General features: G+C 40.4%; 21 protein-coding genes. 16 read left to right on the top strand and 5 right to left on the bottom strand.

Annotated elements, in window-relative coordinates; all coding sequences use genetic code 11:
• Positions 1-5: 5 nt before the first annotated feature.
• The 3 genes from thiE to thiC are packed head-to-tail and all read left to right on the top strand — an operon-like array spanning position 6 to position 2,837.
• Positions 6-641, top strand: a complete 636-nt coding sequence (gene thiE / locus bhn_RS11175; protein ID WP_071176769.1) for a thiamine phosphate synthase — start codon at positions 6-8, stop codon at positions 639-641.
• Positions 642-651: 10 nt separating this feature from the next.
• Positions 652-1,479, top strand: a complete 828-nt coding sequence (thiD, locus tag bhn_RS11170) for a bifunctional hydroxymethylpyrimidine kinase/phosphomethylpyrimidine kinase (protein ID WP_071176768.1) — start codon at positions 652-654, stop codon at positions 1,477-1,479.
• 53 nt (positions 1,480-1,532) lie between these two features.
• Positions 1,533-2,837, top strand: a complete 1,305-nt coding sequence (thiC, locus tag bhn_RS11165) for a phosphomethylpyrimidine synthase ThiC (RefSeq protein ID WP_071176767.1) — start codon at positions 1,533-1,535, stop codon at positions 2,835-2,837.
• Between the two features lie 55 nt (positions 2,838-2,892).
• Here the strand turns inward: thiC and bhn_RS11160 are convergent, their stop codons facing one another.
• Positions 2,893-3,363 carry a hypothetical protein gene (locus bhn_RS11160; protein WP_071176766.1) on the bottom strand — a complete coding sequence of 157 codons (471 nt, stop codon included), beginning with the start codon at positions 3,361-3,363 and terminating at the stop codon, positions 2,893-2,895.
• Between the two features lie 119 nt (positions 3,364-3,482).
• Positions 3,483-5,036: a glycoside hydrolase family 43 protein gene (locus bhn_RS11155; protein ID WP_071176765.1), complete on the bottom strand. Its 1,554-nt coding sequence runs from the start codon at positions 5,034-5,036 to the stop codon at positions 3,483-3,485.
• Between the two features lie 290 nt (positions 5,037-5,326).
• Here bhn_RS11155 and bhn_RS11150 point away from each other — a divergent pair, with 290 nt between their 5' ends.
• The 11 genes from bhn_RS11150 to bhn_RS11100 all read left to right on the top strand — a co-directional run bounded on the left by bhn_RS11150 (position 5,327) and on the right by bhn_RS11100 (position 19,267).
• Complete coding sequence (locus bhn_RS11150) at positions 5,327-7,318, top strand: 2-isopropylmalate synthase (RefSeq protein ID WP_071176764.1); 1,992 nt, start codon at positions 5,327-5,329, stop codon at positions 7,316-7,318.
• 145 nt (positions 7,319-7,463) lie between these two features.
• Complete coding sequence (locus tag bhn_RS11145; RefSeq protein WP_071176763.1) at positions 7,464-8,861, top strand: NAD(P)/FAD-dependent oxidoreductase; 1,398 nt, start codon at positions 7,464-7,466, stop codon at positions 8,859-8,861.
• A complete protein-coding gene (locus tag bhn_RS11140; RefSeq protein ID WP_071176762.1) occupies positions 8,858-9,919 on the top strand; it encodes a peptidylprolyl isomerase in 1,062 nt (353 codons plus the stop codon). Before bhn_RS11145 ends, bhn_RS11140 begins: the two co-directional genes overlap by 4 nt.
• A gap of 17 nt (positions 9,920-9,936) precedes the next feature.
• Positions 9,937-11,745, top strand: coding sequence for a hypothetical protein (locus tag bhn_RS11135; protein ID WP_071176761.1), 1,809 nt, complete (start codon positions 9,937-9,939; stop codon positions 11,743-11,745).
• Positions 11,746-11,770: 25 nt separating this feature from the next.
• On the top strand, positions 11,771-12,511 hold the full coding sequence (locus bhn_RS11130) for a DUF3592 domain-containing protein (RefSeq protein ID WP_071176760.1): 741 nt from the start codon (positions 11,771-11,773) through the stop codon (positions 12,509-12,511).
• A 239-nt stretch (positions 12,512-12,750) separates the two neighbouring features.
• Complete coding sequence (locus bhn_RS11125) at positions 12,751-13,293, top strand: hypothetical protein (RefSeq protein WP_071176759.1); 543 nt, start codon at positions 12,751-12,753, stop codon at positions 13,291-13,293.
• 67 nt (positions 13,294-13,360) lie between these two features.
• On the top strand, positions 13,361-14,722 hold the full coding sequence (locus tag bhn_RS11120; RefSeq protein WP_071176758.1) for an ABC transporter substrate-binding protein: 1,362 nt from the start codon (positions 13,361-13,363) through the stop codon (positions 14,720-14,722).
• An 84-nt stretch (positions 14,723-14,806) separates the two neighbouring features.
• The gene (locus bhn_RS11115; RefSeq protein ID WP_071176757.1) at positions 14,807-15,721 is read left to right on the top strand and encodes a carbohydrate ABC transporter permease; all 915 of its coding nucleotides are present in this window, start codon (positions 14,807-14,809) and stop codon (positions 15,719-15,721) included.
• A gap of 2 nt (positions 15,722-15,723) precedes the next feature.
• The gene (locus tag bhn_RS11110) at positions 15,724-16,572 is read left to right on the top strand and encodes a carbohydrate ABC transporter permease (protein ID WP_071176756.1); all 849 of its coding nucleotides are present in this window, start codon (positions 15,724-15,726) and stop codon (positions 16,570-16,572) included.
• Between the two features lie 101 nt (positions 16,573-16,673).
• Complete coding sequence (locus tag bhn_RS11105) at positions 16,674-18,452, top strand: sensor histidine kinase (RefSeq protein ID WP_071176755.1); 1,779 nt, start codon at positions 16,674-16,676, stop codon at positions 18,450-18,452.
• An 8-nt stretch (positions 18,453-18,460) separates the two neighbouring features.
• Positions 18,461-19,267, top strand: a complete 807-nt coding sequence (locus tag bhn_RS11100; protein ID WP_083385938.1) for a response regulator transcription factor — start codon at positions 18,461-18,463, stop codon at positions 19,265-19,267.
• A gap of 855 nt (positions 19,268-20,122) precedes the next feature.
• On the opposite strand, the gene bhn_RS11095 is transcribed toward bhn_RS11100, so the two are convergent.
• Together bhn_RS11095 and bhn_RS11090 are read right to left on the bottom strand one after the other, a co-directional pair.
• Positions 20,123-20,608, bottom strand: a complete 486-nt coding sequence (locus tag bhn_RS11095) for a hypothetical protein (protein ID WP_083385936.1) — start codon at positions 20,606-20,608, stop codon at positions 20,123-20,125.
• 67 nt (positions 20,609-20,675) lie between these two features.
• Positions 20,676-21,116 (bottom strand): PH domain-containing protein, encoded by a 441-nt coding sequence (locus bhn_RS11090; RefSeq protein ID WP_071176754.1) that lies wholly within the window; start codon positions 21,114-21,116, stop codon positions 20,676-20,678.
• A 253-nt stretch (positions 21,117-21,369) separates the two neighbouring features.
• On the opposite strand from bhn_RS11090, the gene htpG reads away from it, so the two are divergent.
• The gene (gene htpG / locus bhn_RS11085) at positions 21,370-23,445 is read left to right on the top strand and encodes a molecular chaperone HtpG (RefSeq protein ID WP_071176753.1); all 2,076 of its coding nucleotides are present in this window, start codon (positions 21,370-21,372) and stop codon (positions 23,443-23,445) included.
• 154 nt (positions 23,446-23,599) lie between these two features.
• The gene (locus bhn_RS11080) at positions 23,600-24,307 is read left to right on the top strand and encodes a hypothetical protein (protein ID WP_071176752.1); all 708 of its coding nucleotides are present in this window, start codon (positions 23,600-23,602) and stop codon (positions 24,305-24,307) included.
• 104 nt (positions 24,308-24,411) lie between these two features.
• Here bhn_RS11080 and bhn_RS11075 read toward each other — a convergent pair whose 3' ends face one another.
• Positions 24,412-25,197, bottom strand: a complete 786-nt coding sequence (locus bhn_RS11075) for a formate/nitrite transporter family protein (RefSeq protein ID WP_071176751.1) — start codon at positions 25,195-25,197, stop codon at positions 24,412-24,414.
• Positions 25,198-25,434: the final 237 nt, after the last annotated feature.

Below are 25,434 nucleotides of genomic sequence, written 5' to 3'. Positions count from 1 at the left end.
GGAAAATGGAGAGACTAGATAAAGACAGCATGAAACTTTACCTTGTAACAGATAGTACAGGCCTTACAGAAGCTCTTTTCCTAGAAAAGATAGAGAGGGCATTAAAGGGCGGAGTCACCATGGTGCAGATAAGGGAAAAGGATAAGAGCACCAGAGAGTACATGGAGCTTGGAAAAAAAGTACATGAAATTACGAGAAAGTATGGCGTGCCCCTGATTGTAGATGACCGCGTGGATGTGGCTATGGCTATAGGCGCGGAGGGAGTTCATCTGGGACAGAGCGATATGCCTGTAGATATAGCAAGAATGATTGTCGGCGACAAGATGATAATCGGAGCAACCACAAAGACTGTGGAACAGGCAAAAATAGCCTGTGAGCAGGGAGCAGACTATCTGGGAGTTGGAGCAATTTATCCAACAACCACTAAGGTTAAGACAGTGCTGACTTCTGTTGATACATTAAAAGATATTTGCAGAGCAGTACCAATTCCTGCAAATGCCATAGGAGGACTAAATAGCAGTAACCTTCAGATATTGAAAGGGGCGCCAATAGCAGGTATTTGCGTGGTATCAGCGATCATGAAATCTGAGGATCCTGAGAAGGCTGCAAGGGACTTACTTGAGGCGGCAAAAACAATTTAAGGGGAATGGTATGAAAACAGTTTTATCGATAGCGGGGTCAGATCCTTCCGGGGGAGCCGGAATACAGGCTGATCTTAAGACTATGGAAGCTCATGGAGTATATGGAATGAGCGTTATAACTGCTCTTACTGCTCAGAATACTCTGGGAGTCCAGGGAGTCATGGAAGTACCGGCAGATTATGTTAAAAACCAGATTACATCAGTGTTTGACGATATATATCCAAATGCCGTGAAAATAGGAATGTTGCCGGGATTAGAGGTCATGAAGGCAGTAGCCATGGCACTTGATAAATACAAGGCTGGGAACGTGGTACTGGACCCAATAATGAACTCCACATCAGGAACAGAGTTATCAAGGAAAGGCTCAAGGAAATACATGATATATGAGCTTTTTCATAGGTGCACTCTGGTGACACCAAATATTCCTGAGACAGAGGTAATCATAAGTTTATTAAAAGATGGATCAGGCGGTGGTAGCAAACCTCCGGAAAGCCTTGATTCCAGGGAAAAAATTGAAGAAGCAGGTAAGAAAATTGGAGAGACCTGTGGCTGCAATGTACTTATAAAAGGCGGCCACAGCTCTTTTGCTGTAAAGAAATCAATGGATTATCTGTATTTACCAGATAAAAAGGTGGGTATATGGCTTGAAGGTGAGAGATTAGATAATCCTAATACCCATGGTACCGGATGCACCTTATCTAGTGCCATAGCAAGCAATCTTGCTCTTGGGGATGACCTTGAAGAAGCAGTAAGAAAAGCCAAGAGATATCTCGAAAAATGTATCAGAGCGGGACTGGATCTTGGACATGGAAGAGGACCACTGCTTCACAGAGTTTAAAGCAGAAATAAAGGTAGATAGGAAAACAAAAGATTACATAAAGGAGAACAAAAATGACTAACTACACAACACAGATGGATGCTGCAAGAAAAGGTATAATCACACCTCAGATGGAAGAGGTGGCAAGGGATGAATACAGGACACCGGAGGAGATCAGAGACCTTGTGGCCAAAGGACAGGTTGTTATCTGTGCTAACAAGAATCACAAATGTATCAAGGCAAAGGGTGTTGGCTCTATGTTAAAGACCAAGATTAATGTAAACCTTGGCGTTTCCAGGGATTGTAAGGATTACAACGTAGAGATGGAAAAGGTTATGGCAGCAGTAAATATGGGAGCTGACGCTATCATGGATCTTTCATCCCATGGAAATACACAGCCCTTTAGAAAAAAGCTTGTGGAGGAGTGTCCTGTAATGCTGGGAACAGTTCCTGTATATGACAGCGTCATCCACTATCAGAGAGATCTTTCTGAGCTTACAGCCAAGGACTTTATTGATGTTATAAGACTTCATGCTGAGGATGGCGTTGATTTTGTAACTCTTCACTGTGGAATAACCAGAAAAACAATCGATCAGATCAAAAATCACAAAAGAAAGATGAATATCGTATCAAGAGGAGGATCTCTTGTATTTGCCTGGATGAGTATGACTGGAGAGGAGAACCCATTCTACGAGTATTATGATGAGATCCTTGAAATCTGCAGAGAGCATGATGTTACAATTTCTCTTGGAGATGCCTGCAGACCAGGTTGCCTTGCTGATGCAAGTGATGTATGCCAGATTGAAGAGTTGGTGCGCCTTGGAGAGCTCACTAAGAGAGCCTGGGAAAAAGATGTACAGGTAATGGTTGAGGGACCTGGCCATGTGCCAATGGATCAGATTGCAGCAAATATGAAGATACAGCAGACTATCTGCATGGGAGCGCCTTTCTATGTATTGGGACCTCTTGTCACAGATATTGCTCCTGGCTATGACCACATTACATCTGCAATTGGTGGAGCTATGGCAGCGGCAGCAGGTGCAGCTTTCCTGTGCTATGTAACACCAGCTGAGCATCTTGCTCTCCCTAACGTAGATGATGTTAAGCAGGGAATCATTGCCTCCAAGATTGCAGCTCACGCAGCTGATATAGCCAAAAAGATTCCTCACGCCATGGATATTGATAACAAGATGGCAGATGCCAGAAGAATATTTGATTGGGATAAACAGTGGGAGTGCGCCATTGACCCTGAGACAGCCAAAGCAATCCGTGCAGACAGAGCACCAGAATTTGACGATACCTGTTCTATGTGCGGCAAGTTCTGTGCAGTCCGTAGTATGAACAAGGCTCTTGCCGGCGAACATATTGATATTTTATAAAAGGGCATAAATATACCCTGGCGATTTCTTGCCAGGGTTTTGTTATGCCTTATGATTAAGCTACGCTTGAAGCTGTAAGTCTGCTAAGTGCTGCTGCAACTGCTGAAGCATTTTCAGCCTGGTTCTCAAGCTTTGCACCAAGAAGCTTTTTTGGAAGCTGAATGAAGTATTTCTTTTTTCCAACCCAGATATTTACGCTTGCATATGTCTTCTTGTCATTAACCTTGATGTTTGTGATATCTGAGAAGTTGATCTTTACTGTATTCTGAAGCTTTGTTACGTTGTACATGTTAAGGATAGCGAAGTTGATGCTGTCGTTTGTTACACCAACATATCCGTTGTGACGTCTTGAGAATCCGTCATCTGGGAAGAAGCTTCCGATAACTGCTCCGATTGCTCCAAAGAAGCTAAAGAAATCGATGCTTGATGGAATTGTGTTCATGAATGCTGTTGCTGTGTACTGCTCTCCCTCAGCAAGAAGTGCACCGAGCATAGCGTTCTTGTCTGCGTCATTGACCTTTTTCATCTGAAAAAAACCTCCAAAAAAAATAATCTTTAAATAAATAACTCATATACTATACAACATTTTTTTTAAAAATGTTGCTTTTTTGAAAAAATAATTAATATTTTATTCTATAAATCCGCTTAAGCCTCTTCATATCTGAATTCTGAGAAGGTTGCAGTTCCGCCTGCTTCAGCTGTACTGAAGTTGAAGAGTCCATATCTGGCTCCGGTAAAGTGATCGAGTTTAAATGAAAGGGATGAAGTCTGAAGTATTCTTATAAAACCATCCCCTATATCATAGCTAAAGCTTACTTTATCAGGGCAAACGCTGCTTGAAGCAGTGTATCTTTGAGAATCAAAGCTTGCTTCTGATGCAAGGCGTACTTTAGGAGAGGAGAGCTTTACTTTGAATAGTTCAAGAGCAAAGGAGTCATCATTCCTTTCACCCCAGATGCCTGGTACAGTAACAACGTGATTGCCCATAATAAGATAGTATTCACCATTTCTTTTGGTGACAGCAACGAATGCGTAGTTACTCTGGAGTATGCAAAGCCCCGCGTAATCGCCCTCGTTGATTTTAGAAGCATCAAGCATTACAGAAGCTTTGGATTTAGGGAAAAGACATCTCTGTGTCAGGGTATTCTTGGCCTGAGTTACATTGTTACATAGCTTATCAGTCGTGATAGAGAAAGTTCCCTTATCCTTATTATGTGAAATAAGTGCTTTGTCTGGCTCATGATTGTACTGCCAAAAGCTCTTTAACTCACCCTTAAAATCATCATCTCCAAAAAGAGGTGCATAACTATAGCCGGGATTAAGGTCTGGTGTGGAAAACTCTTCAGGTATTACGCCCTTATCACCAAATACAGGGATAGATGGTGAGTCTTTTGACCAGGTGATCGGCATCAGGATAGGAAGACGACCTACAGCGCCGCTATCCTGAAATAAAATGGAATACCACTTTCCGTCTGGAGTATCAACGATACCGCCCTGAGCTACGCCCATTCCTCTAAATCCTCTATCATCATCCATTACGTCAAGGCCGACAAATTCGTCATCAAGAGATCTGGCGTAGAAACAGCTCTCAGTTCTTTTGCCGGTTGTTCTTGGCATGTGTATAAGGAAGATGTAGTAGTAGCCGTTGATTTTGTAGAAGTGAGCACCTTCGTAGCCAAGATAAGCATCTAACTTATCTCTGATTATGATCCTGCTGTCCGTGCCTTCCTTTGGACCAGTTAGATCAGCGTTTAATTCAGTTAAATAGATGTCTCTGTTTCCGGATAATATGAAAATATGCCCGTCGTCATCAAAAAGGAGGGAGTTATCGTGATAGAAACCGCTGATTTCACTTTTTTTCCATGGGCCTTCTATTGTTTTGGACTTGAAAAGATATGTTTTGTGGGTGTCATTAGCCACAAAGATGATGTAAAACGTACCCTGATGGTATCTGATGCTGGCAGCCCACATGCCCTGTCCGTAGATATTTTCCTTACCGTTAAGGCGCTGAGCAGGAGTGGAGTCAAGGGTTTCATATACGTATGAAGCATGCTCCCAGTGAAGAAGGTCAAAGGAACGCAGTATTTCACACCCTGGCATGAAATACATTGTTGTACTGACCATATAGAAAGTATTTCCAACGCGGATAACATCTGGATCTGGATAGTCCAATGGAATCAATGGATTTATTGGATTCATAAGTATAAACCTCTCATTTTATTCTGAAAATAATTATAGATTTTGAGGGTATCTCTTTTCTCTGAACTTATTGCTGATTTTATATCGCTTTTTGCGAACCGGATAATCGTTAATATTAATTTTTATCAATAAAAGAGATTAAGTTTGTCATGATGTAATTGCGCAAATTTGTGGTATCATAATATTTATCAACTAAAATGTGCGAAATTAATGTGAGTATTATAAATATAATCAACAAACAAGAGCAAAATTAATATTCACATGTTAAAAAACATCAAGAGGAGTGAGTTATGAGGAATGTAGAGAAGTATCAACGTCAGTATTTCATGCCACCAAAGGTAACCTACGACTGGGTCACTAAGGACTATATTGATCATCCACCTATCTGGTGCAGCGTTGATTTAAGAGATGGCAACCAGGCACTTATTGAGCCTATGAGCCTTGATGAGAAGCTGGAGTTCTTTACCATGCTTGTAAAACTTGGATTCAAGGAGATCGAGATTGGATTTCCTGCAGCTTCTGAGACTGAGTTTGAGTTCGCAAGAACACTTATTGAGAAGAATATGATCCCTGATGACGTAACAGTTCAGGTTCTGACACAGGCAAGAGAGCATATTATTAAAAGAACTTTTGAAGCTGTTAAGGGAGCGCCAAGAGCTATCATCCATCTTTACAATTCCACATCTGTAGCTCAGCGTGAGCAGGTGTTCAAAAAGAGCAAAGAAGAAGTTAAGAAGATTGCTGTTGAAGGTGCAAAGCTCCTTGATAAGCTTGCAAAAGAAACTACTGGTAATTTCTCTTTTGAATATTCTCCAGAAAGCTTCCCTGGAACAGAGGTTGACTACGCTGTAGAAGTCTGCAACGCAGTACTTGACGTATGGAAGCCAAAGAAGGACAACAAGGTTGTCATCAATATTCCTACAACTGTAGAGATCGCAATGCCACACGTTTTTGCTACTCAGGTTGAGTACATTAGCAAGAATCTTAAGTACCGCGATGCTGTAACTCTTTCTCTTCATCCACATAATGACAGAGGAACTGGTGTCAGCGACGCAGAACTTGGATGCCTTGCTGGAGCTGATAGAATCGAGGGTACACTTTTTGGAAATGGTGAGAGAACAGGTAATGTCGATATTGTAACTCTTGCAATCAATATGTATTCTCATGGAGTAGATCCTGGACTTGATTTTAGCCACATTACTGAGATTGGTGAGACTTATGAGAGACTTACCAGAATGCGTATCTATGAGAGACAGCCATATGCTGGGCAGCTTGTATTTACTGCTTTTTCCGGATCACATCAGGATGCTATCTCCAAGGGCTTTGTATGGCACGAGCAAAAGAAGGACGGCGGAATCTGGTCAGTTCCTTACCTTCCTATCGATCCAAAGGATCTTGGAAGAGAGTACGACGGAGATGTTATCAGGATCAACAGCCAGTCTGGTAAGGGCGGTGTAAGCTACATCTTAAAGACTAACTATGGCATGATGGTTCCTAAGGAAATGCAGGCAGATGTCAGCTACACCATCAAGGATATCTCTGACAGAGAGCATGCTGAGCTTTCACCAGCACGTATTTATCAGATCTTTGAAGATAAATACATTCACAATGACAATATATTTAAGATCACAGAGTGCCACTTCAAGCAGATAGATGGTATTCTTGCAGAGATCACTATAAGTCATGCAGATAAGGATCACACTGTTGAAGCTAATGGTAATGGTCGTCTTGATGCTGTCAGCAACGCTATCAAGCAGTACTTTAACGTAAGCTATGAGCTTTCTACTTACGAAGAACACGCTCTTTCAAGAGGATCATCTTCTAAGGCTTGTACATATGTAGGAATCACCTACAATGGCAAGAAGTTCTGGGGCGTAGGTATTGACGAAGATATCATCAGATCTTCTATCAACGCTCTTGTAATAGCTGTAAACCAGATCGATACCGTTAGAGATATCAAGAACAGCAAGGATGAGAGGATCAACTCCATCATCAATTACATTCAGGAGAACTACCTGACTGTAACCCTTGATGATCTTTCCAATCAGTTCTATCTGTCCAAGCCTTACCTTTCTAAATATATTAAGGAAAAGTCAGGCATGACCTTTGGTGAAAATGTAAAGAGAATCAGACTTAACAAGGCCAGCACTCTTCTTAGAAATGGAAACATGAAGGTCGAGAAGGTTGCAGAGGCTGCGGGTTATCAGAATGTTGAGCATTTTAACAGACTCTTTAAAAAGAAATATGGAATGACGCCTGTACAGTATAGAAGCAGCAGATAATATAGAGTAGATACAGTCCCTGTCTGGAAAATTTGACCAGACAGGGATTTTTTTGTGGATATGTCTGCAGTTTTGAGCTAATACTATTGGCTTTTGAAATATGATATAATGAGTTGCTTACATAGAAATAGGAGGATTTATTCTTATGGCAAATAAATATGACGTAATCATTATTGGTGCGGGCCCAGGTGGTATATTCTGCGCCTACGAACTTATGGAAAAGAGACCTGATCTTAAGGTTCTTATTGTAGAGAAGGGACGTTCTATCGAAAAGAGAAATTGTCCTAAGAGAGTGACAAAGACATGTGCTGGTTGTAAGCCATGTTCTATCACAACAGGATTTGCAGGGGCAGGAGCTTTTTCAGATGGTAAGCTCTCTCTTTCTCCTGATGTTGGAGGAAATCTCCCAGAGATCCTTGGCTATGATGTTGCTACACAGCTCATTCACGAGTCAGATGAGATCTACCTTAAGTTTGGTGCAGACAAGAGCGTTTACGGTGTGGACAAGGAAGCTGAGATCCGTGAGATCCGTAGAAAAGCTATCAATGCTAACTTAAAGCTTGTTGAGTGTCCTATCAGACACCTTGGAACAGAGGAAGGTTACAAGATCTATTCCAAGCTTCAGCAGCATATCCTTGATAAGGGAGTAGAGATCCAGTTCAATACTATGGTTACAGATATCATTGTAGAAGATGGAACTGCAACAGGTATTAAGACTGATAAGGGCGATGTATTCACTGCACCTGAGATCGTAAGTGCTGTTGGTAGAGAAGGTGCTGACTGGTTCAAGGACAAGTGTGAAGAGATCGGAATTGAGACTAAGCCTGGTACAGTTGACGTTGGTGTTCGTGTTGAGGTAAGAGATGAAGTTATGCAGTTCCTTAACGAGAACCTCTATGAGGCTAAGCTCATCTATCACACACCTACATTTGATGACAAGGTTCGTACATTCTGTACTAATCCATCAGGTGAGGTTGCAACTGAGTACTATGAGAATGGTCTTGCAGTAGTAAACGGACATGCTTACAAGGGAAAAGAGCTTAAGACAAACAATACAAACTTTGCACTTCTTGTATCCAAGAATTTCACTAAGCCTTTCAAAACACCTATTGAATACGGTAAGAAGATTGCAGAGCTTTCAAACATGCTTTGCGGAGGAAAGATCTTAGTTCAGACCTACGGTGACTTTAGAAGAGGCCGTAGAACTACAGAAGAGAGACTTTGCAGAAACAACCTTATCCCAACTCTTAAGGATGCGGTACCTGGAGATCTTTCACTGGTATTCCCTCACAGAATCATGGTGGATCTTGATGAGATGATCCAGGCGCTTGATAAGGTAACACCAGGAATTGCTTCTGATGAGACACTTCTTTATGGCGTTGAAGTTAAGTTCTATTCAAATAAAGTAATCGTAAATAAGGATTTTGAGACTAGTATCAAGGGACTTCGTGCTATCGGAGATGGAGCTGGCGTAACTAGAGGACTTCAGCAGGCAAGTGCCAACGGTATTTCTGTCGCACGTAGTATTATGAGCAAACTATGAAAAGACACAGACTACTTACATGCTTTTTGACAACATTTATGATGGCTTCATTCACGCTCACCGGCTGTGGTAATGAAATTGAGAATACCAGAGTTGTATTTACTACGGGCTTTTCTAATGATGAGGTCTTTAGAATAGAAGATTCCATATGTACCTTATCTGAGGCTATGGTATACCTTGTTAATACTCAGGAGGGTTATGAGGATACCTTTGGTCTTGGAATCTGGCAGGAAGAGACTGATTCAGGAACGGTTGAACAGAGGCTAAAAGATTCAGTGCTGGCCAAGATTGCCCAGATAAAGGCTATGAATCTTTTGGCGCAGGATACAGGCATAAGTCTTACGGAGAAAGAGCTTGAACTGGCTGAAACTGCAGCTAAGGAATACTATAGCTCTTTGTCTGATGCAGATATTGCTGCAATGAACAATGTGACAGAGGCTGAGATAAACTCAATATACTGTCAGCAGGCTCTTGCGGACAAGTTATATGAGTATATCATAAGGGATATCAATCCTGAGATCAGTGATGATGAAGCAAGAACGATCACAGTTGAGCAGATCTTTTTAAAGACTTATACACTGGATGCCACTGGCGAAAAGGTTCCGTTAAATGATGTGGACAAGAGGCAGGTCTATACAACTGCAAGGACAGTCCTTTCGCTTCTTAAGGAGGGCAATAGCTTTGAAGAGCTTATGTCTGAGTACAACGAAGCGGATGAGGGAACCAGGTCATTTGGCAAGCATGAAGTAGATTCTGTATATGAAGAAGCTGCATTCAATCTGGGAACAGGTGAGATCAGTGATATTGTGGAAACAGAGGATGGTTATGCCATCATAAAGTGCATAACTACCTTTAACAGAGAAGAGACTGAGGCCAACAAGATCAAGATTGTTGCTCAAAGAAAAAGAGAAGTTTTTGGAGAACAGTACGATGCCTTTGTTTCTACTTTGAACAAGCAGTTAAACGAGAAGCTATGGGACTCTGTATCCTTGGTAGCGGATGAGAATGTAACTACTAAGAGTCTTATGGATGTTTATCAGAAGTATTTTGGAGACTGATACTGGAGATTAAAGACATGGGGTATGTAGCGGTAATTGTGGTGGCTGCAGCTATTTTTACTGCAGTGATCTTGTATTTGGCGGTTAATCAGGACAATAGAGAAAAGTGGCTTGGAATCACTTTTCTCATAGCTTCTACAGGTGGCTTTTGCTTGTATGGTGCAGCAAATGCCTATGGAAGTGGCTCGTTTTTTGCAGATGTATTTGAGACTATTGTTGATGTGGGCAGAATGTTTGCCGGAATCAATGATGTGGCTGCTTTTCAGAAGTTTGCGGGGGAAGATTCACCATGGATGGTCCTGTTCTGGGCTATTCACTTCCTTGCCTACTATTCAATGGCCAGTGCTATCATCATGGCAGTTGCCAAGGGAACTTTGAAGAGATTAAGATCATGGTTTCTTAAGGTGAATGATGTAGAGCTTATCTATGGAATTACAGGTAACTCCATAGCCTATGGTAGAAATCTTGCTGAAAACAAGCATGCGTCTGTAGTGTTTGTCGGAACAAGCAGCGCAGGAAAAGAGTCTGACATCAGCAAGATGGGAGGATTATTATATACTGATAATGTTGCTCTAAATCCGGATAGAAAGCTTCTTGAGAGGCTTTCTGTTAAAAAAGGAAAAGGCAAGATAAGACTCAGTGCTCTTTCACGCAACATTGATGCTAACTACGAATATGCCCAGAAGCTTCTTAAATGCCTTAAGGATGCAGATATTGATCCTCAGCAGACAGAGGTGGTTCTTTATGGACATGAGGAACATAATGGTGAACCGCTTCAGGCTCATGGCGAAAAATATGGTTATGGTACAGTAAGGGTATTTGATAAGGCTGAGCTTGTGGCGAGACTCCTTATACAGAAGTATCCTTTGTGCGATGCGATTTCTTTTGACGAGAAGGGTAGAGCTACTGAGGATACAGATGTGCTCCTTGTTGGATTTGGAAGAAAAGGCCAGGAGATTCTTGAGAAGATCGTAGAAAATGGCCAGTTTGAAGGCAGCTCCTTCAGGATCAAGGTCTTTGACTCAAATGGTAAAAATACTGACGGATTTTTTAGAATGAGACATGAGTCTCTTTTGGAAAATTATGATATTACCTTTGAACCATATGATGGTCGTAGCAGACAGTTTGCAGAGTATCTAAGCAATGAGCTTAAGGCTCTTAAGTACATAGTTGTGGCAGTAGGTGATTCCGGAGTTGGCAGAGAGATTGCCATGAATATTCTGGAACTTATGTCGGGTAGTAAGATTGATATTCCAGTTTATCAGTGCAATAACGACAGTGTTGTCAGATACCAAAGCGGCCAGGTTACCGAGTGCTCAGGACTATATGACGCAGATATCATGTATGGTGGTCATATGGATGATTTTGCCAAGCAACTCAATCACCAGTATTGTCATAATGATGCTTCAGCCAAGAAGAACTGGGCTGATTGCAGGTATTTTGACAGAATGAGTTCTAGAGCAAGTGCGGATTATCTTAGCAGCCTTCTTAAGAGGATTGGCGTAGATAAGATGGACACCATACCAGAGGAGATGCTACTAAATCTTGCTAAATCAGAGCACCTTAGATGGAACGCATTCCATCATGCTTGTGGCTACAGGAAGATGGAAAAAGATGAACTTAAGAAAAGAGCTGAGCTATATGCGAATGGGGGCATTAGCAGAATCACTAAAGATACAGAAAATAAGCTTCATGCCTGCCTTGTAAGCTGGGATGAGCTTGATGAGTTATCAAAGCTTGAAAGCAGTATAACCGGAAAAGACATAGACTATAAAAAGAAGGATATGGAAAATGTCCTGATGGTAAAAGAACTGCTTAATAGATAAATACGCTAAGGAAAGAGGAGTAACCATGAGAAATTCAGGAGTTATAAGAACTAGAGCAAATAATGCTAACACAGTAAGGATTGTTGGAGCTGTGTTTGCAGTACTGTCAGTAGTGTTTTTACTGATTGGTATAATTGCATTTGTAGCAACTACAAAAGCAGAAAATAGCGGCGATGAAATAGAAGCCACAGTAACTAGGATTGAAGAATACAGTGATAGTGATGGCGATAGAAACTATAGAGTATTTGTTTCTTATACTTACAACGGAACACTTTACGAGGACATCAGACTTGATTTTTATGATTCATCAACTTATGAGGGAAACACCATCACACTTGTAGTTGACCCTAAAAATCCTACAAAGGTTTTGAAAAAGGGCGAAGCAATATTCTTCCTTCTTATATTTGGATTCTTCTTCCTTGTATTTGGAAGCATTGGCTTTACGATCCTTGGAGTTACAGCCTCAGGAGAGGGCAAAAAGAAACGCCTTATGGAAAATGGAAGACTTGTCCACGCTGTAGTTGAAGGCATTGAGCTTAACACCTTCATTACAGTAAATGGTATGAATCCATACAATGTATTTTGCGGATATGTTGATCCTGCAACTGGAGAAAAGATTGAATTTAAGAGTAACAATCTTTACTTTAACCCAAATGAGTTCTATGAGCTTGGTTCATATATTGACGTATATGTAGATCAGGACAACTACAAAAAGTACTACGTTGATGTAAGAAATAAGGCTCTAGAAGGCAATTACAATATGTGATAGATCGTAATAGTTAATATGTACAAAGAATGCAGCAGATAAGTAGAATTATCTGCTGCATTTTTTATGCACTTTTGTATAGTCTCATCTAAACTTATTTAAATCGGTGAAAATTGCACAAAAAAGTATACGATAAAAAGTAAAAATTGTGCTTAATGAAGTAAAAGAATTACATTAATTCTTTTGACCCCTTTGTTTATAGTTAATTTATAAAATAAGTGAGAAGAAGGTGACAAAAAATGAGAGCAGCAAAGAGAACATTTTTGGCAGTCGCTTTTTTACTACTCCTGATCATTCCTACGGGATGCGGCAAAAAAACTGAAAGTTGGGCATATGCCTACGAACCTACTGAAGAAGTCGTATCTTTTTACGATAATGGTAAAGCAGTATATAAGGGCAATGACTATTCTTATTCCAAGGATGATACATATATCACTCTGAAGGCCAAAGATGGCTCAGAAGAAAAGCTCAGATATGAGATGGAAGGCGACACGATGCTTCTTTATGAGAAGTCAACATATAAGCTTTCCGGAAAAGAAACTGAGGGCAGCATTGTTGGAACATGGCTTCAGGATAACGGCTGGTCATATGTATTTACAGAAGATGGGAAATTTAGTGAAGAAGGCTTCTTTAACGGACATTACAGTGTTGATGAAGAAAATTCCTGCATCAGACTTATGTATGATGATCCTATAGAAGATGCATATCTTTACTACACATTAAACGGGGATGAGCTTACGATCGACTATCCATGGCCTATGACAAAAATAGCTCTTAATTAGTTCCAAAGCGGCAAACGCTTTAGATAAACACACACACATTTTTTTATGAAAAAAGGAGAGGTGAGTTATGAAAATGAGACGTTTTGTTTCAATGTTGTTGACGGGTGTAATGGCTCTGTCCATAGCTGGATGTGGAAGCACCAGTGCACCAGCTTCATCTGATGCAGGAACAGACACAAATGCTACTGCAGAAGCTACAGAGGCTCCAGCTGAGACAACAACAGACACTGCTACAGCTACTACAGATAGTGGCGAGCAGATCGATCTTACTATGTGGTGTATTGCTACAGAGAGTGATTCTAACCGTCACGCTTATGAAGCAGCAATCGCTGACATGCAGGCAGCACATCCTGAAGTAAACTTTACTTGGGAAGCATTTGAGAACCAGTCTTACAAGACAAAGATCAAAGCTGCTGTTTCTGCTAACGAGTTACCTGATATCTTCTTTACATGGTCATGTGCATTCCTTGGTGACTTCGTAGATGCTGGTAAGGTTTATTGCCTTGATGATGCTTATCAGAACTACAAGGATGAACTTCCAGAAGTTATGCTTGGAAACACAACATATAACGGAAAGCACTATGGTGTTCCTACAACAATGAACATCGTTGGTCTCTTCGCTAATATGGATCTTCTTAAGGAAGCAGGATACGACGAGATTCCTGGAACATATGATGAGTTCATCGCTTGCTGTGATGCACTTAAGGCTAAGGGAATCATTCCTTTCGGATGTGCAGGAAAAGAAACATGGTGCGTTACTGAGTACCTTGAGTCAGTTATCGAGAAGAGTGCTGGCGCAGATACACTTAACGACATCTTCCTTGGAAGAGCTACATGGAACAACCAGGACGTAGCTGATGCTGTTGACACATTCCAGGCACTTGTAACTAACGGTTACTTCGATCCTTCAGGAATCGGTCTTACAAACGACGAAGTTAAGAACAACTTCATGGCTGGTAAGTATGCATTCTACATGAATGGTACATGGAACTGCGCAGACTTCGCTGCAAACGAAGAGTTCTTCCCTAAGGTAAGAGTAAGTGAGTTCCCAGTAATCAACGCTGACAAGGCTAAACTTGGACAGCTCATCGGTGGACCTTCAGATACACTTGCAGTTGCAGCTTCTTCACCTAACGCTGAGAAGGCTGCTGACTACGCTTTCGAGCTTGGTAAGCTTATCTGCCACTATGGTTACCTTGATGGATGCGGACTTCCTGCATGGACACCTTATGGTGACACAAGCTCAGTTAACGAGCTTACACAGGCAGTTTCAGAGATCTGCTCAAAGGCTGACACATACGTACTCTTTGGTGATACAGCTATGAACGCTGATTCAGCTAACACATATCTTTCATATGTTGATCAGGTTTATGGATGCCTCCTCGATGGCAAGCAGTTTATCGAAGGATTATCTAAGGACATTCAGTAATTAACTAGAATATTTGGTCCTTCCTGCGCTTCCTCCTTTGTAGCAGGAAGGACCATTTTTAGGCTTTGGGAAGGTAGTTAGTGTATGGAAGAAATTAAAAACATAAAAAAACAAAGAAGAAAAAGAGATATAGAGAAGGGGCTTGCTATATTCGTCTTTTTACTTCCTGGTCTGCTTTTGTTTATCAGCATTCTGATCGCACCTATCGCTGTTTCTTTGTATAGAAGCTTGTATGATTGGAATGGATTTTCAGAAGCGACCTTCATTGGATTTAACAACTACATAGAGCTTTTCACAAACGGTTCTATCAAGTTTATAACATCACTCAAGAATTCACTTATTTTGGCGTTCTTTTCAGTGTTTATCCAGTTACCGCTGGCTCTTTTACTGGCTCTTTTGCTTGGAAGAGGTGTTAAAAGAGAAAAGACATTTTTATCAATATTCTTTATGCCGGTTCTGATCTCAACAGTAGTTATCGGTCAGCTCTGGCTCAAGATCTACAACCCTGATTACGGCCTTTTGAATAGATTCCTTGATGCCGTTAATCTGGGACATTTAAAACATGTATGGGTAGGAGATGTTAAGACTGCGCTTGGAAGTATCATCGTTCCAACCGTCTGGCAATATGTTGGATACCACATGCTTCTTATGTACGCTGGTGTCAAAGGGGTAGACATCGACCTTAGAGAAGCTGCAATGTTGGATGGTGCTACAAAGTGGCAGGTAGATAAATATATTATCATTCCAATAATTAAGCCAATTCTCAGGGTAAGCGTTATCTTTGCTGTAACAGGTTCTCTTAAGACCTATGACCTTGTTCGTATTTTGACAGAGGGTGGACCATTCCAGTCTACTGAAGTTCCAAGTACACTTCTTGAGAACATGCTGTTTCTTAGAAACAGATACGGAATGGGAAGTACCATATCAGTTATGCTGATCATATTGTGCTTTGCCTTTGCACTACTTATCACAGCAGCATTTAGGGAAAAGGATGATTAAATATGGAGAGCTATACATTAAAAGAATCTAAGCCTATACTCAAGGTCTTTGTATACATATTCCTTGGTATATGGGCTATCATAAATCTATTTCCAATATACTTCATGTTTACTTTTTCACTTAAGTCAAATGAGGAGATATTTGGATCCAATATCATAGGTCTTCCAAAGCACTGGTTGTGGTCTAACTTCACATCCGCTATGAAGACAGGAAACATGGGACTGTATTTCTTTAACAGTTTACTTGTAACTACTCTTGCCATTGGCATATCGCTCATGGCAGCTCTGATGGCATGCTACGCTATTACAAGGATCAGGTGGAAACTAAGCGGCCTTGCTAATGCATTCTTTATGCTGGGACTTACGATTCCTATTCAGGCCTCAATCGTTCCTGTATATGTAATCTTGTCCAAGGCACATTGGCTCAATAAGTATTCTACACTTATTGTCCCTTATTCAGCGTTTGCCCTGTCCATGGCAATCCTCATTTGTACAGGATTTATGTCAGAGATCCCGATGGCTCTTGATGAAGCAGCAAGGATCGATGGATGTGGACTGTTTGGCACATTCTTCAAGATCATTCTGCCGCTTATGAAGCCTGCTTTTTCTACTGTTGGTGTTTATTCATACCTTCAGTGCTGGAATGAGTTTATGTTTGCCAACGTTTTCATTTCCGATTCCTTCCACAGGACACTTCCTGTAGGTATTAAGGCACTTTCCGGAGCCTACACAACTGACTGGGGACCAATCGGTGCAGCCCTTGTAATTGCTACATTCCCAACACTTATCGTTTATATCTTCTTAAGTGGCAAGATCACCTCAAGTTTCATTGCCGGAGCTGTTAAGGGCTGATCATAATAATGTTGATTTTTTTTCAGCAGTATCCTTTTTGTGAGGGTACTGCTGAAATTTGTTGTATAATAGGATAAACGTTTTTTAGTTTGTGGGGGAATATGAGAAAGTTTCTGTGGCGGCGTGTTAACGAACTTAATGAGAAAAAGACTCTTTCATCTAGCCTAAAGAAGGTGATCCTGGGCATAGTTCTTTCTACTGTTGCAGCATTTATGCTGGCAACCTATGTCATTACCAAGAGAGAGCAGATAGATTACGGAATGAGGGATTCTGAGAATGTTCTTAGGACTCTTTCAAGTAATATCAGCTCTGAAATGGAAAAGTACATGTCTCTTTCAAGACTTATCATGACTGAAGACAGGCTTGTGACCTTCCTTAGAGCATCCACACTTTCCGTTGATATAGGTATGATAAATGATGCCAGGTACGGTATTATGGACATTCTCAATGTTACTGAGGGTGTCGATACTGTCATGGTATTTAGAGAAGATATGATAATGCTTGCCACCAGGAACTTTATGTATATTTATGACTATGACCGCATGGATGGCAATGAGTGGAAGCAGGAAATCTATGATGGTTTTGGAAGTACTGTGGTGTCCCTTGATACCTTTGGTATAGCTGCCAGAAAGGATTCAAAGGCCGTAGTTACTGTGGGCAGAGCTATTTATGATACATCCTCTCAGAAGAGAACCGGAATTCTTCTGATGAATATCTCAAATAACGTCTTTGAGAGGATGCTCGTTAGAATACGATACAATAATATCTGTATTCTTGGAGATGACGGCACTTATATCGCAGGAAATAAGGGCTATGCGCAGTATTTTGATGATTATTTTCTAAGTGAAAAGATAAAGTACAGGAATATCAAGATCGGGGGCGAGAGTCAGCTTTTGTCTGGCTGTCAGGTGCCAAACCTGCCTATAGTGATACTTAGAGTATCACCCTACGGTATGGAGGGCATTCCTTTTAGAATGCTGTATGTACTACTGTTTCTTTTGACTGTATTTATGATCATTGCGGTATATGTAGTTCTTTTCATAAGACAGACCATCACCAATCCAATATATGAGCTGTCTGCGTCAATGGAGAATAATAAGAAGTCGGGTGAGCTAAGGAAGATTGACGTAGAGGTGCCCTACAGCGAACTTGAAATGCTAGAGGGCGACTATAATAGCATGATCGACCATGTAAATGAGCTGTTTGATGAGCTTGTTGAGAAGGAACAGACACTGCAAAGGGCGGAGCTTAGAGTTTTGCAGGAGCAGATAAAACCGCACTTTTTGTATAATTCGATAGAGACCATAGGATATATGGCTATGGATGCCGGAGCTGAGAAGGTTCATGATGCTCTGGAAACCCTGGGCAGCTTTTACAGAAACTTCCTTAGTAAGGGAGACAGGGAGATACCTCTTTCAAGGGAGATATGGATAGTTAAGGATTACCTGTCTCTTCAGAAGCTGCGATATGGTGATATCCTGGAGGATGAGTACCATATTGACGAGAAAACTCAGGACTTTGTGGTACCAAAGCTTATCCTGCAGCCGCTTGTGGAAAATTGCATCTACCATGGTATACGAATGAAGGGGGAAAAGGGTAAAATAGAGATAACCAGTAAGCTTGTGGATGGAGAACTTCATCTGACAGTCAAGGATACTGGAGTTGGAATGAAGCAGGAGGATATAGACAAGATCCTTTGTTCAAAAAGGGAAGAGATGGATTCAAATGACTCAGAGAGTTTTGGCCTTTGGGGAACTATTGAGAGAATAAGATATTATGCCGGCAGGGATGACGTAGTTAGGATTGCAAGTGAAATTGGGGAATTTACTGAGATCGAGTTTATCATTCCAGATAAATCGGCGTTGATGTCCAGGGGGTGAATATAGTTATGGGAAGAATGTATAGGGTTATGATAATTGATGACGAGGAGTCTGCAAGAAAGCTCATGAGGGCATCAATTGATTATGAGAGCCTGGGCATGCAGGTAGTTGGCGAAGCTGCCAGCGGGATTGAGGCTATCAATACTATTGATGAGCTAAGGCCTGATATAGCCTTTGTTGATATCAATATGCCATTTATGGATGGAATTGAATTTACTACAGTAGCAACCGGCCGCTATCCTAATCTGATAATTATCATAATGACGGCGGTTGACCAGTTTGAATATGCCAGAAAGTGCGTAAGTCTGCCTGTTTTTGACTATATGTTAAAGCCTATGGTGAGAGCTGAGGTTACCAAGGTTTTGGAGAGGGCAAAAGAAAAGCTTGAAAGTAGTGAGACAGCCTCTCCTGAAGAACTGAAGTCTGCTGGTGAGTCTGAGGAAGAGATTTCCGAAGAGGGAAATCTTGGAGAAGCTAATGCTACTGAGGTTATCAAAAAGTATGTAAAAGAGAATTTCACTGATTCTAAGCTTAATCTTGCCTTTATTGCTCAGAACTTTGGATTTAGTTCCAGCTATTTATCAAGGAAATTCAAGCAGGACACTGGCAAGAACTTTGTGGAATATCTGACTGATCTTCGCATGAAGAAGGCTATCAAATACGCAGAGAACGGCTACAAGATGTATCAAACAGCTTCTGAAGTAGGGATACCTGATCCAAACTACTTCAGCAGGTGTTTTAAAAAATACGCTGGCATGAGCTACTCTGATTACGTATCCGAAAGGAGTTCGCAACCCGATACTTCTGTGAGTTGAGGACGCCAAAAGAAGGATAATAAAACATTTCTGCGCTTATTATTTTCTCAGTGATACATAAGACAATATAAAAACCTTAATCGAAAAGTTTCACCTTGTTCAGAACACCTTTCGATTAAGGTTTTTATATTGTCATGTATCATCTTCAAAAATAAAGTCGCTTAGAAATGTTTTATTATTACTTCTTTGGCTGGCCTTAAGATCATAGAAAAAGAATGTGCTAGAACTCTACTCTTAATAATATCAGGGAGAAATGTGTGGAATTACCTGCAATTCAAGAAAGTAAGGCAATGCAGGTAAGAAATATAACAAGTTAATAAGTTGACTAGATGAGAAGAGTACCTGCAATTCAAAAAATGAAGGGGATGCAGGTAAAGAATTGAGCAAATTTTATTGTAGTGTTGAGGTAGTCGTTACCTGAAAGTAATGATTATGAGGAAATGCAGGTAACAAAATTGGGGTATTATAAAACTTGCTGAAAAGGTTATTACCTGCATTATGCATTTTGAAAGGATTGCAGGTAACGAATACGAGGGATTTAAAAATTTGCTTGGAAAAGTATTACCTGCAATACATACTTTGAAGTTAATGCAGGTAATGAAGGCGAGGAACAGGTAACAATCTTAATTTCATAGACAGGTAAAGTGAAAGGATAGGAAGTTTTTCTGAGCGATTTTATTTTTGAAGATGATACATGGCAATCTAAAAAACCTCAAATGAGAAGTGTTCTGAACGAGGTGAAACTTCTCATTTGAGGTTTTTAGATTGTCTTATGTATCACTGAAAAAATAATTAGCGAAGGAAACTCCATATCCTTCACTTTACCGTCATGATTTACACTTTACCGTCCTGACTTCAAGGATGTGCATTGCCTGGTCCGTATTTTTTCATAAGCTGACCAAGGAACATAGGCATGAAGATGAAAATCAGGATGTAGCCCACGATGAAGGTTAATACTAGTGACTTTAAAAACATTGGCAGGAATGAAAGCTGTGCCATGCCGCCACTTTGCTTCATGGCCATGGTGTAAGCCAGTAACACCATGATAAGTGTCATGAGCGGAGTGTAGATGAGGTTTGAGATGAGGCTGCTCATGCATCTCTCAGGAAGAGAGTGAGGTTTCATTTTCATCTTTTTGCACACATCACTTGATACCTTGCCAACTGGAATGACGAGGCCTATCAAAAGGCTTATGATGGTGCTGACTACAAAGCTTAAAAGGAAACCGGGAATAGTAAAGTGGCCGGATGAAAGAGTTCCAACAAGTGAAAGACAAAGACTCATAAGGATACTCATTCTGATAGCCATGTGAAAACTGATCTTTTTCATCTGTTCCTTCATATCTACCTCCATATGAACTTAGACTAAATACCATCTGCTGCTAGAAATACCAATATTATAGAACTAATTAGTTATCAAAATCATCAACGTCGTGGATATCATCAGCTCCGAATCCGATATTCTGCATGCTGACTGTTCTACGACGGATTCTAGCTGCTTCTGAAGCCTGAAGAAGGAAATCCTTGATCTCACGTCCGTGTTTGATGTTCTTCATGACGATAGTACGGTCAGTAACATCTGATGTGTAAAGAGTAATAGTAGAAAGACCTACAAGACGCTGCATAAATGTTCTTGTGATCTCAACGTCGCTGATCTTGTACATGTAGCAGTCGTTTTCACGAACTGTCAAAAAGCCTTTGATAATAGTGAAATCATTTTCTCTGATCTCATAAGTTGTAAATGTCCAGGGAAGTCCAAAAAAGAGAATGCGTCCACGTTCTCTGTACTTAAGCTCTCCCTTTGCTTCTTTTGATGTCTCATACTGTTCTGGATTTGCTATTTTTGCCATAATATCGCTCCGTATGTCATGTTTATATTTCTTCTATTTTCTCATGATTAGACCAAAAAGAAAATAGAAAGTTACCATTCATGGTTGGATAAATACTATGAATGACAGTACTAGAAAAGTGATAGATAATTGTTAGCACTCATTAGTTGTGAGTGCTAATTTTTTATTGACTTTTAGTCATGACGGTCTTACAATTTCTTTTGTACGGAATCAGTGGCTTCCGTAGATTATTTAAATAAAAGGAGTGAGAATCATGGCTTCAAAAAAAGGTAATCTTTCAATCAACAGCGAGAACATGTTCCCTATAATCAAGAAGTGGTTATATTCGGATCATGATATTTTTTACAGAGAAGTAATATCTAATGCATGCGATGCAATCACCAAGATCCGTAAGATGGATATGATGGGTGAGTACACACTTCCAGATGGTTTCAAGCCACGTGTGGACGTTGTACTCAATGATAAAGAAAAGACGATCAAGATCACGGATAACGGTATTGGTATGACAGCAGAAGAGGTTGAGGAATATATCAACCAGGTAGCTTTTTCAGGAGCTACAGATTTCCTTAACAAGTATAAGGATAAGGCTAATGCAGATCAGATCATCGGCCATTTCGGACTTGGATTTTATTCAACTTTCATGGTATCTGATTCAGTAGATATCGATACACTTTCATACAAGTCAGATGCAGCATCTGTTCACTGGACATGCGATGGCGGTTCGGATTTCGAGATGTCAGATGGCAGCAAGGCTACAGTTGGTACTACAATTACACTTCACCTCTCAGAGGATTGCCTTGAGTTCTGCAATGAGTACAAGGCAAGAGAAGTTATTGAGAAGTATTGCTCATTCATGCCTTACGAGATATATCTTTCAAAAGAGAACGAGGAAGGAACAGAAACTATCAAGGCAAGTGAGAAGCTTGATTCTGATACAGTTATCGAAGAAGTTCATCCTGAAAAGAAAGAGGGCGAGGATAAAGAGCCAGAGCTTGAGTACAAGATCAAGAGAAGACCTCAGCTCCTTAATGATACACATCCTCTCTGGGCAAAAACTCCTAAGGATTGTACAGATGAGGAATACAAGGAGTTTTACAGAAAGGTATTCCGCGATTACAAGGAGCCTTTATTCTGGATCCACCTCAATATGGATTACCCATTTAACTTAAAGGGAATCCTATACTTCCCTAAGATCAATATGGAATTTGAGTCAATTGAGGGAACTATCAAGCTCTATAATAACCAGGTATTTATTGCTGACAATATCAAGGAAGTCATTCCTGAATATCTGATGCTCCTTAAGGGCGTCATTGATTGTCCAGACCTTCCACTTAATGTATCAAGATCTGCACTTCAGAATGATGGCTTCGTCAAGAAGATCTCTGAGTACATTTCTAAAAAGGTTGCAGAGAAGCTTGCAGGTCTTTGCAAAACTGACAAAGAGAACTATGACAAGTATTGGGATGACATCAGTCCGTTTATTAAATATGGTTGCCTTAGAGACGACAAATTCTGTGAGAAGATGACGGACTTTATTCTTTTCAAGAACCTTGAAGGCAAGTACCTTACAACTCCTGAAGCTCTTCAGATCAACAAAGAGGCTGAGGATGCTGCTGCAAAGGAAGATGCAGTTGATGAAAACGGCAACAAGGTAGAGGCTGAAGTAGTAGACGACAAGAAGGATGCTGCAGATAATAAGAAGGACGAGGACAAAGAGCCACGTACTATCTATTATGTAACAGATGAACAGCAACAGAGCCAGTACATTAAGATGTTTAAGGCTCAGAAGATGGATGCTTTCATCATGAATCACAACATCGATGTTCCTTTCATGCAGCAGCTTGAGTCCAAGAACGAAGGTATCCGCTTTGCAAGAATCGATGCTGACCTTACAGATACATTTAAGTCCAAAACTTCCAAGAAGGTAGCAGCTGAGCTCGAGGAAAAGGAAAAAGAACTTTCAGAGAAGATCAAGAAGGCTCTCAAGAACGACAAGCTTACTGTTAAACTTGAAAAGTTAAAGGATAAGAAGATGTCTTCAATGCTCACTGTTTCAGAAGAGTCAAGACGTATGGCCGAGATGATGAAGATGTATGCTATGAATGGCATGAACATGGGCGATTTCGGTGCAGAAGGCCAGACACTTATCTTAAATGCAAACCATCCTCTTGTTGAGTACGTAATGGAGCATGGTGATGATGATAACACCAAGCTTATCTGTGAACAGCTTTATGATCTTGCGCGTATTCAGAATGCACCTCTTGAAGGTGAGGCTATGACTAAGTTTGTGGCTCGCAGCAACGAGATCATGATGAATATTCTTAAGTAATTTTATTTCAATAATACAAAGCCAAGAAACTCCACTAAAAAAGTGGAGTTTCTTTTTTGGTTATATTTACTTTATCCTTATTTTAGATTTTAGGAGAAAAAACTGTTGTAGAATTTACATTGTGCATATTCAATTTTACATAGGGGAGGGGAGTATGAGGAACAAGATTTTTATTACTTTTTTTGTTGTAAGTGTATTTGCTGTAATTGTTGCTGCATGCGGGGAACGCAAAAAAGAAACTTATGATGTGTCTGATCTGGAAGCTACAACTCTTACTTCTCAGGCCATTGTAGAAGCGAAGGAGGAAGCTTCTGCTACAGAAGCCAGCGCATATAATGAGATGTTAAAGGAGCATGTCCCAATGGATATTTCAGGATGTGACACCTTTACACAGATAGTCAATAAACTTAGCCCAGGCATGGCTTATGCTAATGTCAGGATAGGTGATACAGATGTACTCCTGGTTACAGAGTATACCTACGATTATAAGATGGATAATTCAGGGAATATGGCAGCTATCGATGCTGAGATCTACAAGTACAATGAAGCTGGCGCTCCTGAATACGTAGGATATATAACTGCAGGAGGAACAGCTTATCCACTGTCAGTAAAGGATGATTTCCTCTATGTGGGAGGTAATCATTTTATCAAGAAATATACCATGAAAGCAGGTTATTTTGAGATAGACGAAGAGGCTTTCGTTGAGTATCAGTCGAATGGAGATGCCAAGTATTACCATAGATCTGATTACAGAGAAGTAGAAGCTGATGAAAATGGTCAGGTCGAATCTGATTCATTTATGGCTTCACTTTATGCTGAGACAGAAGATGCAGATATCATTGATTTTAGCGTTGTTCAATAAATAGGGTGTTATGCGGTTTTTTTGTTTATGTATAGAGGGGACAAAAGCCTTGCGCTAGTAATAGCGCAAGGCTTTTGTGTTTTATATAGAAAAATATAATTTCATTATTTGTTTTTCAGATAGATCGCATAGTACATAGATCCAACGCAGATGCCACCACCAATTATATTTCCGATAGTTACTGGAATAAGGTTAGTAACAAAGAAATTAAAAAGTGAAAGACCTTCAGCTGGAATGCCATGAACGAAAGATGCAAGCATTCCTGCAGGAATGAAATACATATTTGCAATGCAGTGTTCAAAACCGCAAACGATAAAGAGCATTACTGGGAGCCAAAGAGCAAGTACTTTTCCTGCAAGTTCATCAGCAGCAAAAGAACACCATACTGCCATGCATACCAAAATGTTACATAAGATTCCGCGAAGAAGGGCATCACTAAATGAAATAGTTGATTTTGTGATGGCTGTGTTTATTACGGAAGTGGCAAGCGCATCTCCATTAAATGAATAGATGTGAGAAAAAGCGGCGAGAGCTGCAATGATAAAGCCTCCAACCATATTTCCGAAATATACAACAACCCAGTTTTTGAGCATTCCTGATACCTTTGCTTTGCCAGAGAGAACTGGAATCATTATAAGACAGTTGCCGGTAAAGAGCTCTGCTCCTCCAACAAGTACCATGAAAAGTCCAATTGGGAATATTACTGAGCTGATAACTCTTGCTGATGATGGATCAGGAGAGCAAAGAGATGCGATCTGACTTCCTAGTCCACCAAGAGCGATAAATGCTCCAGCCAGAATAGCTAAAAGAAAGGTCTTGCCAACAGGGGCATTTGCCTTAGATTCTCCAATTGATTCGTATTTTTTTGCGATTTCTGCAGGTGATTTCATACACTGCTCCTTTCGAAATAAAAAACATATTTATACTGTATATTGTATGACAATACGCCATAATATACAAGATATAGACGCAGTGAAAAATTATAATACAAATTTTGAAGATTTTCTACTGGCAGATTCGTTTATATTACTGTAGGCAATCGTGCTGTAGCAATTTAAGTGTAAAAGAAGGCAAAAGGAGTGTATTAAGTAAAAGCTAGAAAATGTGAATTATGATGTGAAATGTAT

The sequence above is a fragment of the Butyrivibrio hungatei genome (genome assembly GCF_001858005.1).
Lineage (GTDB): Bacteria > Bacillota > Clostridia > Lachnospirales > Lachnospiraceae > Butyrivibrio > Butyrivibrio hungatei.
This window is presented reverse-complemented; position numbering and strand designations above follow the sequence as displayed.